This window comes from Oleiphilus sp. HI0043, from assembly GCF_001634935.1.
Genome location: NZ_LWEY01001622.1, coordinates 1 through 15,602 on the forward strand (window position 1 = coordinate 1; position 15,602 = coordinate 15,602).

A 15,602-nucleotide genomic window follows, 5' to 3' on the forward strand; every position below is an offset into this window, starting at 1 on the left:
CTAACATCAAAGTAGTGCCCAGGATGTTAAATTGAGCGAGCATACTGTTTGATAATTCCATACCAACAATACCACCCGAAACGTTATCTAAGCCTGCGACCGAATAAATAGCCAATAAACCCGTGGCACCAAGCAAAGTCAGAACAAAACCGATAACCCGAATGATAAACATTGGCCAATGAAAGACCTTCCTGGACTTTCTATTCTTAAAAAGCAGCGCGGCGCGATAGCCGATTAATATTGGGAAGAGGTAGGAAACATAGCCAAAAAAGTGCAGCAGTATATCGGCAAACCATGCACCGGCTTTACCACCGTAATTTGAAGCAACCTGATTTGTACCCGTGCTACTCCAACCAGGATCCATCGGAGAGTGGGAAATTAATGCAGCGAACAGAAAAATGCAGACAGCAACCGTTAGAATCAAGGCACCTTCACGCGAGCCTTGGGATAAATAGGCATGAAAATGATGTTGTTCTGAGTTACTACTACCAGGTTGTGCCATGTCGCTTATCACTGAATTACTAACTATGGTTGGCGAATCGAAAAAATATAAGTGTACGGACTATAGCTAACAGTATAGGAAAGCTTGAGGTATTTTTTAACTTTTATCGTTAATTATATGAAATATAGGAAAAAAGCTTTGCAGCAACAGGCTTTATTAAGCGATTGCTGCAATGCCACGACTCAAGTCTGCGATTAAGTCATCAGTGCTTTCAAGCCCAACCGAGATTCGAATCAAATTATCACTGATACCCGATTTATCACGATCTTCCTGACTTAAACGACCATGAGTCGTTGTCGCAGGATGAGTAATCGTAGATTTAGCGTCACCTAAGTTAGCGGTAATTGAAACAAACTCCAGCGCATCTATAAAGCGCCAAGCTGCTGCCTTGTCTCCCTTAATTTTAAAGGACAATACACCGCTATTTCCTGTTTGTTGGGATGCAACCAGGTCTGCCTGAGGATGACTTGCTAAGCCAGAGTAAAACACTTGGTCAACTTCAGCTTGTTCTGACAACCACTGAGCGATTTTCATAGCCCCATCACCGTGAGCTTTCATACGTATACTCAGGGTTTCTAAGCCCTTCAGCATCACCCAGGCATTAAAGGGGCTCAAGGCAGCACCGCCAGAACGGATAAAACCATGAACCTCTTCGATAATTGCATTTGAGCCGACAACCGCGCCACCCAAACAACGTCCTTGGCCGTCAATGTATTTAGTCGCTGAATGCACTACGATATCAGCACCAAGCTTCAAAGGCTGCTGCAAGATAGGTGTACACATGCAGTTATCAACAACAAGCAAGCAGCCTTTCGAATGACGCCCTTGTCTCGCCAGTTCTGCCAGTCTTGCGATATCAACTACTTCACACAGTGGGTTCGACGGCGATTCAAGGAATAGAAACCTAGTATTGTCCTTGATGCTGGTCTGCCATTGCTCGTAATCAGTCAGATCAACAAAGCTAATCTCAACACCAAACTTCTTTACAAACTTTTCTAGCAGAACTGTCGTCGTGCCAAAAACACTGCGCGAACAAATGACATGATCACCCTGCTCTAACAGAGCGTAGCAAACAGACATAATAGCAGCCATACCCGATGCTGCAGCAACACCACGCTCGCCTCCTTCTAAGGCAGCTAAGCGCGCCTCAAACATCGCAACCGTTGGATTGGTGAAACGCGCATAGATGTTCCCAGGCTCTTCGCCTGCAAATCGTGCAGCAGCTTCTTGCGCTGAATTAAACACAAAGCTTGAGGTCGGAAAAATCGCTTCGCTGTGTTCAAGCTCAGGACTTCTAATTTGCCCAGCTCGTACTGCAAGCGTCTCTAAACCAACACCGTCCAAATTTGGAACGGGAATATTACCTTTCGGTGGCTGGCTATTCGCCATCTCTTCTCACCTTTAATTCGAATTTTTAGTTTTCTATGACAAATAATGAGCTAATTCAGCCTTAATTGTCGTTATGAAGATCGATAGTGGCGTCATCTTCATTTAACTTCTTTTTGTTTGAATCATTACGTGCTTGCTCAAGCCTGTCGAGGTAATCACCACATATATCACCCGTTGGATAGACTCCGTTGAAGACCGAGCAATCAAACTCATCAATGTCTTCGTTTCCATCTTTCGCACAACGAATAAGATCTTCCAGGTCTTGATAAACTAGCCAGTCTGCACCAATAATTTCCTGAATATCTTCAACCGTGCGGTCATGTGCAATCAACTCAGTTGCAGCAGGCATATCGATACCGTAAACATTTGGGTATCTTACCTCAGGCGCGGCAGATGCAAAGTACACGTTTTTAGCACCAGCGTCTCTAGCCATTTGTACGATTTCACGACATGTCGTACCCCGTACAATTGAGTCATCGACCAACATAACGTTTTTATCTTTAAACTCTAGTTCAATGGGGTTCAACTTCTGACGTACCGACTTCTTACGCTGATTCTGGCCTGGCATAATAAAAGTACGACCAATATAGCGGTTCTTGATGAAGCCTTCGCGAAACTTCACACCCAACTCCACCGCCATTTGCATTGCAGAGGTACGGCTAGTATCGGGGATAGGCATGACAACGTCGATATCGTGATCAGGACGCAGTCGTTTTACTTTTTGGGCAAGTGTTTCACCCATACGCAGGCGCGCCTTGTAAACAGAGACCTTATCTATAATAGAATCAGGGCGCGCGAAGTATACGTGCTCGAAAATACAAGGTGTCAGTTTAGGGTTTTCAGAACATTGCTGTGTATGCAGTGTTCCATCATTCTCAATATAGATCGCTTCACCAGGCTCTATATCGCGCACAAGCTCAAAGCCTAGGGCAGCAAGCGCTACGCTTTCGGAAGAAATCATATATTCGGTGCCCTGCTCCGTCTCACGCTTGCCATAGCAAACCGGACGAATACCGTAAGGGTCACGAAAAGCCAACACGCCGTAGCCAGTGATCATGGCAATGACTGCATAGGCGCCTCGGCACCGCTTATGAACTTCTTTAACCGCGTTAAAGATTTCTACTTGCGTAGGTACCAGCTTTCCTTGCTCCTGAAGCTCGTGAGCAAAGACATTCAATAGTACTTCTGAATCGGAATTAGTGTTTACATGACGTAAATCCGACTTCAGAACCCCACTCGCTAGCTCAGCCGTATTAGTCAGATTACCGTTATGCGCTAAGGTAATACCATAAGGAGAGTTAACATAAAAAGGCTGAGCTTCCGCAGAACTAGAAGAGCCTGCAGTTGGGTAGCGCACATGCCCAATACCTACACTGCCTTGCAGGCGTTTCATATGCCGTGTACGAAAAACATCACGTACTAGGCCATTATCCTTTCTTAAAAAGAAACGATCATCTTGGCAGGTAACAATGCCGGCAGCGTCCTGGCCGCGATGTTGCAAAACGGTTAATGCATCATACAACGATTGATTCGCGTTGTTTTTTCCAACAACACCTACGATGCCACACATATGACTACCTCTTTAAAAACGTTTCTATCAAACTTTGGTTTCTTTATGACTTTCGAATACTGATCGAGACCATTGCTCTAATATAGACAAATTCTCGATCATTACCGAATTTTGCCACCAGTCGCTTTGCTCAAAAGGCGTTAAGCGAACAATGGCTACAAGCACAACTGCAAGAATTAACCCCCTGGCAAGACCAAACACAATTCCTAGCATTCTATCTATTGGGGTTAAGCCAGTTAAACGTATCAAAGCACCAACAATGAAGTTGATACCAGCACCCACCAGCAAGGTACCTATAAACAACATAATAAATGCTGCGATGGTTCTTAGTACTGGTTCATTAATTGAGTCAATCAATAAGGTTTGGAGATTAGGATGAAAGCTGCGCGCCACAATAAAGGCAACCACCCATGTAGCAAGCGACAAGGCTTCCTTAACAAAACCTCGCCTGAGACTCATTAAACTTGAAAGTGAGATAATGACGATGAGCGTCCAGTCGGCCCAATTTAAACCTGACATTTAAAGCGCATTAACCCCGTTAGTCTCTGACTTGCAATGATACATTTAACCCAAACAAATGATATCCAAAAAACAGGCGCGCATAATAACAAAGATAATGGGGGTTACGCATCAAAAAAGATGAGTCGACTATCAACCTTATACTTTTGGTCGAGTTTCTTCTTGGTTTTTTCAGCTTCACGCTTCTTAACAAAAGGACCGGTGAAGACCCTAATCGCTTTTTTACCGCCCAACAAAACTTCTTTTGTATGCCCGTCAAAACCATCGGCCCTGAGTTTGTCTCTTAGCTTATAAGCGTTCTCAGTTTTACTAAACGTTCCTAACTGAACCATCCAAATATTTTTAAAAACGGGCAAATGCGACACTTTTGGCTTGGAAGCCAGTGGACGTTTAGAGGCTGCTACGACAGGCTTAACTTCTTTGGGCTTAGGGGATTTTTTGACAGCTGCTGGGCTGGAAGGACTCTTTACCTGGACATCATCCGAAGGTTTTGACGCCTCATCGCTTAGGGCGCCAAGCTCAATTTTCTTAATAGCTTTCTCAGAGGGGCTTGGCTTAAGCAACTCATCACCCTCTACAACTTTACCCGTGTCGCTATCGACCGAGAGCACTTTGAACTGAGGTTGAACCGGCTTACCGATCTCTATTGTTTTATAGTCAGGTTTGGGTGGCACCGGTACTAAAAGACTTCGTCCTTCGTTATGAGGCTTATCAAAAATCATTGGCAGAAATATAATCGCCAAAGACAAGATAACGAACGCTCCGACCAAGCGTTGCTTTAAACTATCAACTGATTCACTCATAACTATCCATAAACTTTTTTGCGGCTTCGACAGTAAAGAACGAGCCAAACACTAACACAAGCGACTCTTTACCAGTAGTCATAGCCGATATTTCCTTCTCTTTTTGCTCTAGGCTAAACGCAAGTGCTTGATCTATCGTCTCGAAGCTAAGAACCTTATCGGACACTTCAGAAAGCACACTCTGCAATTCGGCAATAGACATTGCTCTGTCAACATTCAATGGCGCTATTAGCCAGCGATCCACAGATTCTGAAAGTTCCGCGACAACGCCTCGAACATCTTTATCTGCTAACGCAGAGAACACAACTTCAATTTTATCTTTTCCCTCACCCTCTTTTAACAAAAAGGACTTTAGGAACCTTGCTGCGTGAGGATTATGGCCTACATCAAAATATAAGCCTTTTACTTGGCTAGACTGTTCAAGGCGCCCTGACAACTTAACATTGCACATGCTTCGATATACCGAGTCGGCATCCAGCGAGCGGCCATCAAGCAATAGAGCGATTAACTGATAGGCGAGAAGAATATTGTTATCGGGTAAATTTAGCTTTGGAAACCCCTGAAACTTGAACCTACTCAAATCTTTCTGGGCAACACTCACCAAGTCATCGTCAATATAGAAATCTTCATGACAGACCAAGGTTTGACAAGCGAGCTTCTCAGCACATTCAAAGACGCTTTGAGGAAGGTTTTCACCAGCCAAAAATGGCTGACCTTTCCTTAGGATACCAGCCTTCTCTCTGCCTATTTGTTGAATATCGTCGCCGAGCCAGTCAATGTGATCAATGTCGATTGAAGTAATCACGGAGATATCTGCATCAACGATATTTACGGCATCCAAGCGCCCTCCTAAACCGATTTCGAGCAACACGACATCAAGATCTGCATTAAAGAGGACGTACAAAGCAGCCAAGGTGCCGAACTCAAAGTAGGTAAGCGGAGTGTCTCCCCTCACCTCGTCAATATATTGGAAGGCCTCAACAAGCTGATGGTCACTTGCATCAACGCCAAGCAATTGGACTCGTTCGTTGTATTTAGATATATGTGGAGAAGTATAGGTACCACACCTTAGCCCTTGCGAAGCCAGGCCAGCTTGGCTCAAAGCAATTGTCGAGCCCTTGCCATTAGTACCTGCGACCACCACAATTTTTCGCGGGCGCGCCTCAAAGCTCATTTTTTGGTAGACAGACTTTACTCTATCTAAGCCAAGCTCAATTTCTTTTGGGTGAGATTGTGATATGTGGCTTAGCCACTGATCGAGAGTGTTTAGCACGTTAGGCATGACTTAGGTAGACTGAAGCTCTTCACTCTCAGGTTCGGAATCAGAACCATCGCTATCAGCACTACTTTCTTCAGGTTTAGTCTCTTTAACTTCGTCCGGCGCTACTTTCGCCACTCTGAACTCTGTCAGTTTTGAAATAAGCGAAGACAAGCGATCCCTTAGTTCATGGCGCTCTAGTATCATATCGATTGCGCCATGCTCTAGCAAAAACTCACTCCGTTGAAAACCTTCTGGTAGCTTCTCTCGCACAGTTTGCTCAATAACACGTGGTCCGGCGAAGCCTATCAAAGCATTTGGTTCTGCGATATTCAAATCGCCCAACATCGCCAGACTAGCAGATACTCCACCAAATACAGGGTCTGTTAGTACAGAAATATAGGGAAGTCGTGCCTCTTTTAACTTCTCAAGTGCAGCGGCTGTTTTCGCCATTTGCATAAGTGAGATCAAGGCCTCCTGCATCCGCGCACCACCACTGGCACTAAAGCAAATCAATGGTTTACTTTCATCAAGACATAATTTTATCGCGCGAACAAATTTCTCCCCGACGACAGCCCCCATAGAACCACCAAGAAAAGAGAACTCAAATGCAGCAACGACAACCGGAACACCGTTTACTTCACCCTTAAAAGTAATCAAAGCGTCTTTTTCACCGCTCGCTTTTTGATTCGATACCAACCTGTCTTTGTATTTCTTCGTGTCTTTAAACTTCAGACGATCAACCGGCTCAAGGTTGGCATTAAGCTCAACCCGGTTATCGGGGTCAAGAAAGAGATCAATTCGCTGGCGAGCGGATACACGCATATGATGTTGGCATTTAGGGCAAACATTAAGATTTTTCTCAAGCTCAGGGCCATATAAAGCAGCACTACACTTTGGGCACTTTTTCCATACGCCTTCAGGTATATTGCCTTTTGAACCCGAGTCAGAACGAATCGACTTGGGTTTAATGATGTCCAGCCAACTACTCATTTTTCTACCTACACTCGTAACTTACACATTCAAAGTAAGAGATGGATTAAGCATCCATTGCAATACGCATTGATGAAACCAAGCCCTTAACGGCCTTATTTAACGCAACTTGATCATCTTTATTTTCAGCAATCAGATTTACAATGACGCTGCCAACAATAACGCCATTAGCTAACTTGGAAACAGCAGCAGCTGACGCTGCATCTCTAATCCCAAAGCCAACCCCAACCGGGATTTGGTTATATTTTTGGATCAATGCAACCTTCTCGGCAACCTCAGTTGTACTCAGTTCAGCTGAACCGGTGACACCTTTAACGGATACGTAATATACATAGCCGCTGCTATGACGACCGATATGCTGTATTCTCTCGTCGGTAGTTGTCGGTGCGATCAGGAAGATAGAGTCCAGATCATTTTCTTTCAGAAATGGTACAAGAGATTCAGCCTCTTCAGGCGGCAAGTCGACGATTAACGCACCATCAACACCAACCTCGGCAGCTTCAATAGCAAATTTTTCGTAACCTTTAATTTCCAAGGGGTTTAGGTAGCCCATCAATACGACCGGAGTATCTTGGTCTGTTTCACGAAATTCCTTCACCATCGAAAATATATCATCAAGCGATACATTGTGTTCAAGTGCACGCTCGCAGGCTAACTGAATTACCGGGCCATCGGCCATCGGGTCGGAAAATGGCACGCCAAGCTCGATTATGTCTGCGCCAGCTTCGACTAAGGTATGCATAATCTCAACCGTTGCGCCCGGTCTAGGGTCACCGCCAGTTACGTATGGGATTAATGCTTTTTTACCTTCGGCTTGCAAGTTCTCTAATACAGATTGAATACGACTCATAACTACACCTCAATTCCATCTATGCCAGCAACGGTATGAATATCTTTATCACCACGACCTGAAAGGTTAATGATCATAATTTTATCGGATGACATCGTCGCCGCCTTTTTAATTCCATAGGCGATTGCATGACTTGACTCAAGTGCAGGCATAATACCCTCAACTAGCGTTAGGCGACGGAATGCAGCAAGTGCCTCATCGTCGGTAACCGACACGTAATTTGCTCGCTTCATGTCCTTCAACCAGGAATGCTCAGGACCAACGCCTGGATAATCAAGCCCTGCAGAAATAGAGTGAGTGCCCTGAATCTGGCCAGCCTTATCAGACATCAAGTAGGTACGATTTCCGTGAAGAACTCCCGGAGCGCCAGCGCATAGCGGCGCAGCATGCTCACCAGTCTCGATACCGTGTCCTCCAGCCTCAACACCATACATCTCAACATCGTGGTCGCAGATAAAGGGGTAAAATAAACCGATTGCATTCGAGCCACCACCTACACAAGCGACTAAAGCATCAGGTAATCGCCCTTCTTTCTCAAGGCACTGAGCTTTTGCTTCTCGACCGATGATCGCCTGGAAGTCACGCACAAGCATAGGGTAAGGGTGAGGCCCCGCAACCGTACCAATAATATAAAAAGTATTATCGACATTCGTTACCCAGTCTCGAAGCGCTTCATTCATCGCATCTTTTAGGGTTTTAGTGCCGCTTGTTACTGCTTCAACTTCTGCACCCAGGAGCTTCATTCGATAAACGTTCAGAGCTTGACGACGCACATCTTCAATGCCCATAAAGACCTTACATTCGAGGCCCAAACGAGCTGCAACGGTCGCAGAAGCAACACCGTGCTGACCTGCACCTGTCTCAGCAATCACTCTTGGCTTACCTAAGTACTTAGCTAATAGTGCCTGACCGATGGTATTATTTACTTTGTGCGCGCCGGTATGATTAAGGTCCTCTCGCTTAAGGTAGATCTTTGCACCGCCCACTTCTCTAGTCAGACGTTCGGCAAAATAAAGCGGTGAAGGCCGACCCACATAGTCAGCCATATCCTTATCAAACTCTTTACAGAACTCAGGGTCATCTTTGAGAGAAAGGTATTTCTTCTCAAGGTCTTCAAGCGATGACATCAAAGTCTCTGAAACAAATCGACCACCATAAGGGCCAAAATGCCCTTTATTATCAGGAAGTTGAGCTAACAATTCTTCAGTAATTCGTGTATTCGCTGGCACTCGACACCTCATCTACAAAACTTGAAACTTTAGAGTGGTCTTTCACACCCTTACGTAATTCTACACCGCCACTTACATCTACCGCATAGGGGCGCACCTGTTTAACAGCAGCGCGCACATTCGAGGCGTTTAAGCCCCCGGCAAGAATAAGTGGTTTAGTGGTATTTTTTGGAATAATTGACCATTCAAAGGCCTCTCCTGTTCCACCAGGAACACCTTTTTTATAAGTATCTAGCAATAAGCCTAAGGCACTAGAGTAATGTTTATCGGCCTCTAGAATATCTTGCTCGCACTGAACACGCACGGCTTTAATATAAGGACGATCAAAGCTTGAACAAAAATCTTCGTTTTCATCGCCGTGAAACTGAATAAGGCTTAGCGAGGCTAGGTTAGAAACCTCTTTCACATAAGACTTAGAAGCATTAACAAATAAACCTACAGCAGAAACAAAAGGTGGAAGTTTAGCAATAATATCGCAAGCAAGTTCAGGAGAAACATAACGCGGACTCGGTTCATAAAAAACAAAACCAAGCGCATCAGCACCGGCGTTCACGGCACCCAAGGCATCACTTAAAGATGTTATACCACAAATTTTTGTTCTAGTGCGCACTTTGTCTTGCACAACCCTTTAGCTAAAAATAAATATGCGTCAGCATTATATCGATTTGCTAGACTGCATAATAGTGAAAAATAGTTGAGGCGCTGCTCGCTTCCTAAAACACAGGGCCAGACCATACATACTACAATGCTTAACTAGTCGAGCCTATGAGAAATACGCCACAGATCTGCATCATTGTCCATGCTTCCCGATGCACTTGCAATCATTGAGCGAATTATCGACGGCGCTCCTTGAGATACAGGCACACCAAAATGGGAGGGGTAATCGACATGCGTTAAGAACAAACCATTTGGCTGCGCAGTCACTCCCCCCTTAGTCCGGTCTCGTGCTTCGAGCACCCCGGCACACCAATCTACTGGTTTTCTCTGCTTACCTATTTCCATCAAAACACCAGCAATGTTACGAACCATGTGATGCAAAAATGCATTTCCCTTAATATCAATAACTAAAATATCGCCGAAGCGTTGAACATTAATAAATTCGACAAACCGAAACGGCGTTCTTGACTGGCAGCCTACAGCCCTGAACGAGCTAAAGTCATGCTCACCCACCAAACATTGAGCTGCCTGGTGCATCTTTATTTCATCTAAGGGGTCATGACACCAAGTCATTTCATTATGGAAGATTGAAGGCCTGACCGGGTGATTGTATATCACATAATGATAGCGCCTACTGGTAGCAGAAAATCGCGCATGAAACTCAGAGTCAACACAGCCAGCCCATGAAACACTGATATCTTTTGGTAGGTTTGAGTTGCTACCAAAAACCCACGCTCTTTCACTACGCTGCACTTCGGTGTCAAAATGAACAACCTGATGAGCACCGTGCACACCCTTATCGGTTCTGCCCGCGCAAACAAGCTCTATGGACTGATTGGCGACACTTGATACAGCCTCTTGTAAGTATTTTTGAACGGTAGGTAAGCCACTCTTTTGAGACTGCCACCCGTGATAAGCACTACCATTATATGACAAGCATAACGCAACACGGCCAGTAACGATTTCGTTACCGGCCGTGTCATTCGAAAGATGACCAGAACTCATTTGAGAGTCAACTCAGGTCGTCTAATTAAGACAAGTTTCATCCAAAAACTACCACTGCAAAATAATTAGTCCAATGAACTTAGCAATTCAGCCGCCTCTGCTTGCTGCTCAGAACTGCCTTCTTTAGTTACTTCTTCTAGTATATCTTTGGCGCCCTCGATATCACCCATATCGATATACGCTCGTGCCAAGTCAAGCTTGGTAGACGCTTCATCAGTACCTTCAAGGAAGTCAAACTCGCTTGCATCACCAAGGTCTTCATCAAACGACTGATCTGCATTCATCTTATCTGAAGCTTGCTCAAGAATATCATCGCTGATAACCGGCTTTTCGGCACCTAATGTTGCGTCAGACTCTAAATCTCCTTCTCCGCCCTGAGCTAATGATTCAACGATGGCTGAATCACTTAAATCTGAAGGCAGCTGAATCTCGGTTTCTTGCTCAAGCTCGCCGCTTAAATCTATGTCATCAAGATCCACGTCAAGAATCGCATCATCAAACTCACCAGAGTCTGACAACTCATCAGTAATCTCATCTACAGTTTCGTCTAGCACATCACTAGGCTCTAGAAGCGAGTCATCCAAGTCAGCAGTTAATTCTGCATCGAGTGATTCATCAATACCTAGATCATGCTCTTCATCTAGTTCAACACTGTCAAAGTCAAAAGATTGTGGTTCTTCCTCAAGCGCTTCAGCTTCAGCCTCAATAGACGCTTCAACCTCGCGTTTTGAGGCCTCAACCTCTTCCATCTCGCGATCTAGCTCAAGCTCATGTTCTTTATCTTCTAGCGACACCAACTGCTCATCCAGCATATCTCCGCGGATAGCGCTCGCTTGATCTAAGGCTTCAGAATCCTGAATTGCTTCTAATTCGCTATACTGGCGGTTAAATGCTTCAGTATCACCACTTTGCTTATATACTTCCAGCAACTTCAAGCGCAAGTCTGTTCTAACAGGTTCTTCTGAAATTGCACTTTCAAGAACTGCTGCAGCCTGATCCAGTCTGCCATAGGCAATGTAAACATCAACTTCAGCGATTACATCCTCATTTTCCTCGCCAGAGACGGCAGGCTCTTCTTCAGCAAATAAGTCTTCATCTATGTATTCGTCATCATCTTCAAGAGGGCTATCTAAAGATTCAACTTGCATGCCGTCTTCTTCAGCATCCTGATAATCGTCTTCCGACGATAGCGCATCTTCGCCCTCTTCTTCATATTCAATTTCGTCACTATCGTGCATTGCCTGAAACTCTTGCTCACGCTTAGCGTTATTACGCGAAACCAACCAGAGGACAAACACAACCAGCACAACAACTAGAACAGCAATTGATAAGTAGAGAGGATTACCAACGATCACTTCGATAATGTTCTGCTCAGCCTTAGCTGGCTTGCTTACAGGCATTTCAATAGACTTAGCCTTTTCAACTGCTGGCGATTTCTCAGCAGGTTTCATGCTCTCGGCCTGACCTGCTTGCTCAGTCTTTGGCATCGCTGCAATTTGCTCAGTACTTTCCTTAGCTTCAGCCATAGCGTCTTTTGCGGCTACCGTCTGATCAGAAGCCTCAGCAGCATTTTCAGCAACTGCGTCAGGCATTGCCATCAGCTTATCAGCCTCAGATAGCTCCTCAGTTTCCTGCGCAGCCTTCGCTTCCGCTAGCTCATTGACTCGCATTTGCGTCTGAATATTTGCTAGCTGATCATTCTTTAATGTAAGGAGTCTTTGCAAGGTTTGTAGCTGTTCTTCTAAGTCAGAAACACGACTATTTAACTCTTTATTCTCGATACTCGCTTTATCCAATTTTTCTAGCGTAATCGCTAGCTTCGGATCAGTCTCTTTACCGTTACTGCCGCCTGTTGCAGAGCTACCAGAGTTAGCACTGCTAGCACCGTCGTTTGTCTTTTCAGCAACAACAAGCTTGAGTTCATCACCAGCCCGCTTAACTGCTGGCTGATTAACGTCAGTTTTCGGTGCTTGGCTTGAAGCTACCGACTTCGAGCGTTTGCCTCTCGCAGACTCGTTCTGCGAAATAACTTCTTCTATTGCCTGATGCGTTGAACGCTGCTTAATCTGCTCAAGGCTGGGCAAACGTAGAACCTGACCTGCCTTCAATTTATTGATATTACCCTGAATGAAGGCACCTGGATTTAGGTCCTGAATAGCCAACATAACCTGCTGAGGGCTAACACTTCTATTTGGCCGCGCCTTGATTGCGATATCCCATAACGTATCAGAGCTACCAGTTGGGCCGTACTCACCACCTGAAATACCAGTCGAAGGGTTAGCAACAGAACGGCGACTTACCGGTGCAGGCTCTGGTACATTAAAAACATCGCCAGTTTGCGCTACCTGCGTCGTAACACTTGCAGCTTTAACCGGTGCGACAGGGTCTTCTGAAAATAATGGAGGATCAATCAACAAAGCGTATTCACGCAATAGTCGGCCACTTGGCCAAATCACTTCTACTAAGAAATTTAAAAACGGCTCTCGGACAGGTTTGTTTGTCGTAAGAACAACGACAAGCTTACCATCGGCATTCGTTTCAACTTTAAACCTCAGATCGGATAAAAAGTAAACACGGTCGACATTCGCTTTTAAAAACTCTTCGCGCGTTGCTAGTCCAGGAAGAATTTCTTCTGCCGAGAAATCACCTGAGTTTACAAGCTCTATTTCAGCTTTTAAGGGTTGGTTAAGTGCAGACGTTACAGTCGCCTCACCAATTCCAAGAGCGAAAACAGACTCAGCAATCAATACACCGAGTAGTGATAGAGCAAAGGCCAGCTTGCGTATCATCACTTATTATCCTTTATTATTTCTAACTTAAAAAAACAGTTCACTTATCTACTACCTTATAAAACTCTTCTACTCTACTCACACAAACAGGCATAGCCCATAAAACAAGGTATACAGGTAAAGAGGATTTTTTAAACACTGTAGATTAAGAAACCGCCACATTTTATTGCTTTTATTGGAAAAAATTCTGCAATATCCAATAAAGTATTGTTTAAACAAGCAGAATTATCAACAAATCTTTGTGTTTAGATTTGTTAAGTTTAAGTTTCATAAAAATGCACAACGAATACTGAACAATTAACGATCAATACGCATACAACCTGAACCAAACAGGAAGCTTTTCAAACGAAGGCTCTCCATGCAATGGCCCAAGTACTCGAAGCGTGATAGGTAATTTGGCTTGCCCTAGGGATTTACTTAACACTGCTACCTGAACCTCACCTTTTGTACGCAACTGATCCCAAAGCACTTTGGTTGGCTTCAGTTCTTGATCTGCATAGACAACCAAATATAGCTCAGAGGCTTCTACCGACTCAATATACCGGGCTATTGCCTCCGCTTGGTTTTTCGTAACATCACCCTCGCCCATGGAAGACCCGTTAAGCCAGACACCAACTGGCTCCGCATAATCCCCATCAGCAGCCGAGCTTTTGGTCACAGTCAGCTCATATATGAAACGCTGCCTAAGGCCATTCTGCACAAAATAGACGGCCGACCAGACTTCTTTCCCCTTACTGAGTGCCCTGCTTGCAACATAGTATTGATCACTATCACGGCCATACAGCTTATGCTCATCAAAAATTTTGTTCGCCCAGTAATTACTGCTGCCACAAGCGCGTTTTTTACACTGGAATAAGATTTCGCCTTTTACTGCTGCAGACTCCAGGTAATAATCAAAAGCCTGACTTAGCTCAACACCACTTTTGAGCCGATATAAACGTGACTCGACATCACCTGCAACAAACTCTTGCTTCTCGATACTCAAGGTATTACTGATGCGCTTCGGCGCGCTCAAAACGATCATCTGTTCAGAAGCTAAGCTTTCAACACTGCCCTCTAAAGAGACAGCCTTATAATTTTCCAAGCCTGAACTCAGCACATCCTGTACCAAGAAAAAAGATAGCAATAAAGTGAAAACCAGACTCTTTTTACTTATCGATAATTTCATCAATTAACTCCGCTGTTGCTGCAACATCACCATCCATGTGGAAGTGATGCCCACCTTCTAGGTCAAAGCGCGTAACATCCTTAAAATAAGATACCCGTTTTTGAGTCCTCTGAGCATCCGAGAAATACCCTTGTTTACCACATAAAACAAAGACCGGACATTCGATACCATTTAACACAACTTCAACTTGTTTTTCAGAAAACCGTACCATAGAAGGGGCTAGTAATTTCGGGTCTGAGCGCCAAATATAACCACCTTCTACCTCCTCTGTACCTCGCTCAATTAACAGCTGCGCTGCTTCTTTTGATACTTTTCCAATCCCCATCATTCGAACGCGAATAGCCATTTCTTTAGTTGGGTAAATGGTCTTTTTACTCTCTCGCGTCTGAGCAGCCTTTGCTACCGCTTTTTTAAGCTGTGGCAATACATTTTCTATTTCGTCTGTTAGAGGCCCTAAACTATCTAATAGAATTAGTTTATCAACCTTTTCTGGCATTGATGCAGCTAAAAACGAACACACAATCCCACCTAACGAATGACCAATCAAGGTAACTTTCTCGCCCGCATCATCAATCTGTTCGAGCACAGAATCTATAAACACGGCAATATCCACCACATTATCGACTAAATGATAAGACGACGAACTTGGCCTATGCTCGCTCCAACCATGCCCAGCCATTTCGACTGCATAGAAGGGACGATCTAGATTTAGGTAGTTGCATAGGGGTAGAAACGAAGCCGCATTGTCGAGCCATCCATGCAGTGCGATAACCGGCACACCATGACGTACACTATTTTTATAACCCGACAAACGCAATTTATCGGTTTGAATACTAAAAGGGCCTAACTCCATTCCATTCAACCTTTATG

The 15,602-nt window shown here is 44.6% G+C and carries 14 protein-coding genes; all 14 read right to left on the reverse strand.

Going from position 1 to position 15,602, the window contains the following annotated elements; translation table 11 throughout:
• Positions 1 to 502, reverse strand: a 502-nt coding sequence (locus tag A3729_RS24410; protein WP_197476038.1) for a DNA translocase FtsK 4TM domain-containing protein, incomplete at its 3' end; no start/stop codon positions are given.
• Between the two features lie 156 nt (positions 503 to 658).
• Positions 659 to 1,891, reverse strand: coding sequence for an O-succinylhomoserine sulfhydrylase (locus tag A3729_RS24415; RefSeq protein WP_068515759.1), 1,233 nt, complete (start codon positions 1,889 to 1,891; stop codon positions 659 to 661).
• A 61-nt stretch (positions 1,892 to 1,952) separates the two neighbouring features.
• Positions 1,953 to 3,461: an amidophosphoribosyltransferase gene (gene purF, locus A3729_RS24420; protein WP_068515762.1), complete on the reverse strand. Its 1,509-nt coding sequence runs from the start codon at positions 3,459 to 3,461 to the stop codon at positions 1,953 to 1,955.
• A gap of 27 nt (positions 3,462 to 3,488) precedes the next feature.
• Entirely contained in the window at positions 3,489 to 3,980 is a 492-nt protein-coding gene (locus A3729_RS24425; RefSeq protein WP_068515765.1) for a CvpA family protein, read from the reverse strand.
• Positions 3,981 to 4,084: 104 nt separating this feature from the next.
• Positions 4,085 to 4,783, reverse strand: a complete 699-nt coding sequence (locus tag A3729_RS24430) for an SPOR domain-containing protein (RefSeq protein WP_068515768.1) — start codon at positions 4,781 to 4,783, stop codon at positions 4,085 to 4,087.
• Entirely contained in the window at positions 4,776 to 6,065 is a 1,290-nt protein-coding gene (locus tag A3729_RS24435; RefSeq protein WP_068515771.1) for a folylpolyglutamate synthase/dihydrofolate synthase family protein, read from the reverse strand. Before A3729_RS24435 ends, A3729_RS24430 begins: the two co-directional genes overlap by 8 nt.
• 3 nt (positions 6,066 to 6,068) lie before the next feature.
• Positions 6,069 to 7,034, reverse strand: coding sequence for an acetyl-CoA carboxylase, carboxyltransferase subunit beta (gene accD / locus A3729_RS24440; protein ID WP_068513657.1), 966 nt, complete (start codon positions 7,032 to 7,034; stop codon positions 6,069 to 6,071).
• Between the two features lie 46 nt (positions 7,035 to 7,080).
• Positions 7,081 to 7,884 carry a tryptophan synthase subunit alpha gene (gene trpA, locus A3729_RS24445; RefSeq protein ID WP_068513659.1) on the reverse strand — a complete coding sequence of 268 codons (804 nt, stop codon included), beginning with the start codon at positions 7,882 to 7,884 and terminating at the stop codon, positions 7,081 to 7,083.
• 2 nt (positions 7,885 to 7,886) lie between these two features.
• Positions 7,887 to 9,113 carry a tryptophan synthase subunit beta gene (gene trpB, locus A3729_RS24450; RefSeq protein WP_231872142.1) on the reverse strand — a complete coding sequence of 409 codons (1,227 nt, stop codon included), beginning with the start codon at positions 9,111 to 9,113 and terminating at the stop codon, positions 7,887 to 7,889.
• On the reverse strand, positions 9,088 to 9,735 hold the full coding sequence (locus A3729_RS24455) for a phosphoribosylanthranilate isomerase (protein WP_368664575.1): 648 nt from the start codon (positions 9,733 to 9,735) through the stop codon (positions 9,088 to 9,090). Before A3729_RS24455 ends, trpB begins: the two co-directional genes overlap by 26 nt.
• A 131-nt stretch (positions 9,736 to 9,866) precedes the next feature.
• Positions 9,867 to 10,775 (reverse strand): tRNA pseudouridine(38-40) synthase TruA, encoded by a 909-nt coding sequence (gene truA / locus A3729_RS24460; protein ID WP_068513664.1) that lies wholly within the window; start codon positions 10,773 to 10,775, stop codon positions 9,867 to 9,869.
• Between the two features lie 65 nt (positions 10,776 to 10,840).
• Complete coding sequence (locus tag A3729_RS24465; RefSeq protein ID WP_068513667.1) at positions 10,841 to 13,564, reverse strand: FimV/HubP family polar landmark protein; 2,724 nt, start codon at positions 13,562 to 13,564, stop codon at positions 10,841 to 10,843.
• A 304-nt stretch (positions 13,565 to 13,868) separates the two neighbouring features.
• Entirely contained in the window at positions 13,869 to 14,732 is an 864-nt protein-coding gene (locus A3729_RS24470) for a DUF4892 domain-containing protein (protein ID WP_068553128.1), read from the reverse strand.
• Complete coding sequence (locus A3729_RS24475; protein ID WP_068513671.1) at positions 14,713 to 15,585, reverse strand: alpha/beta fold hydrolase; 873 nt, start codon at positions 15,583 to 15,585, stop codon at positions 14,713 to 14,715. The genes A3729_RS24470 and A3729_RS24475 overlap by 20 nt, the downstream gene beginning before the upstream one ends.
• Positions 15,586 to 15,602 lie beyond the last annotated feature (17 nt).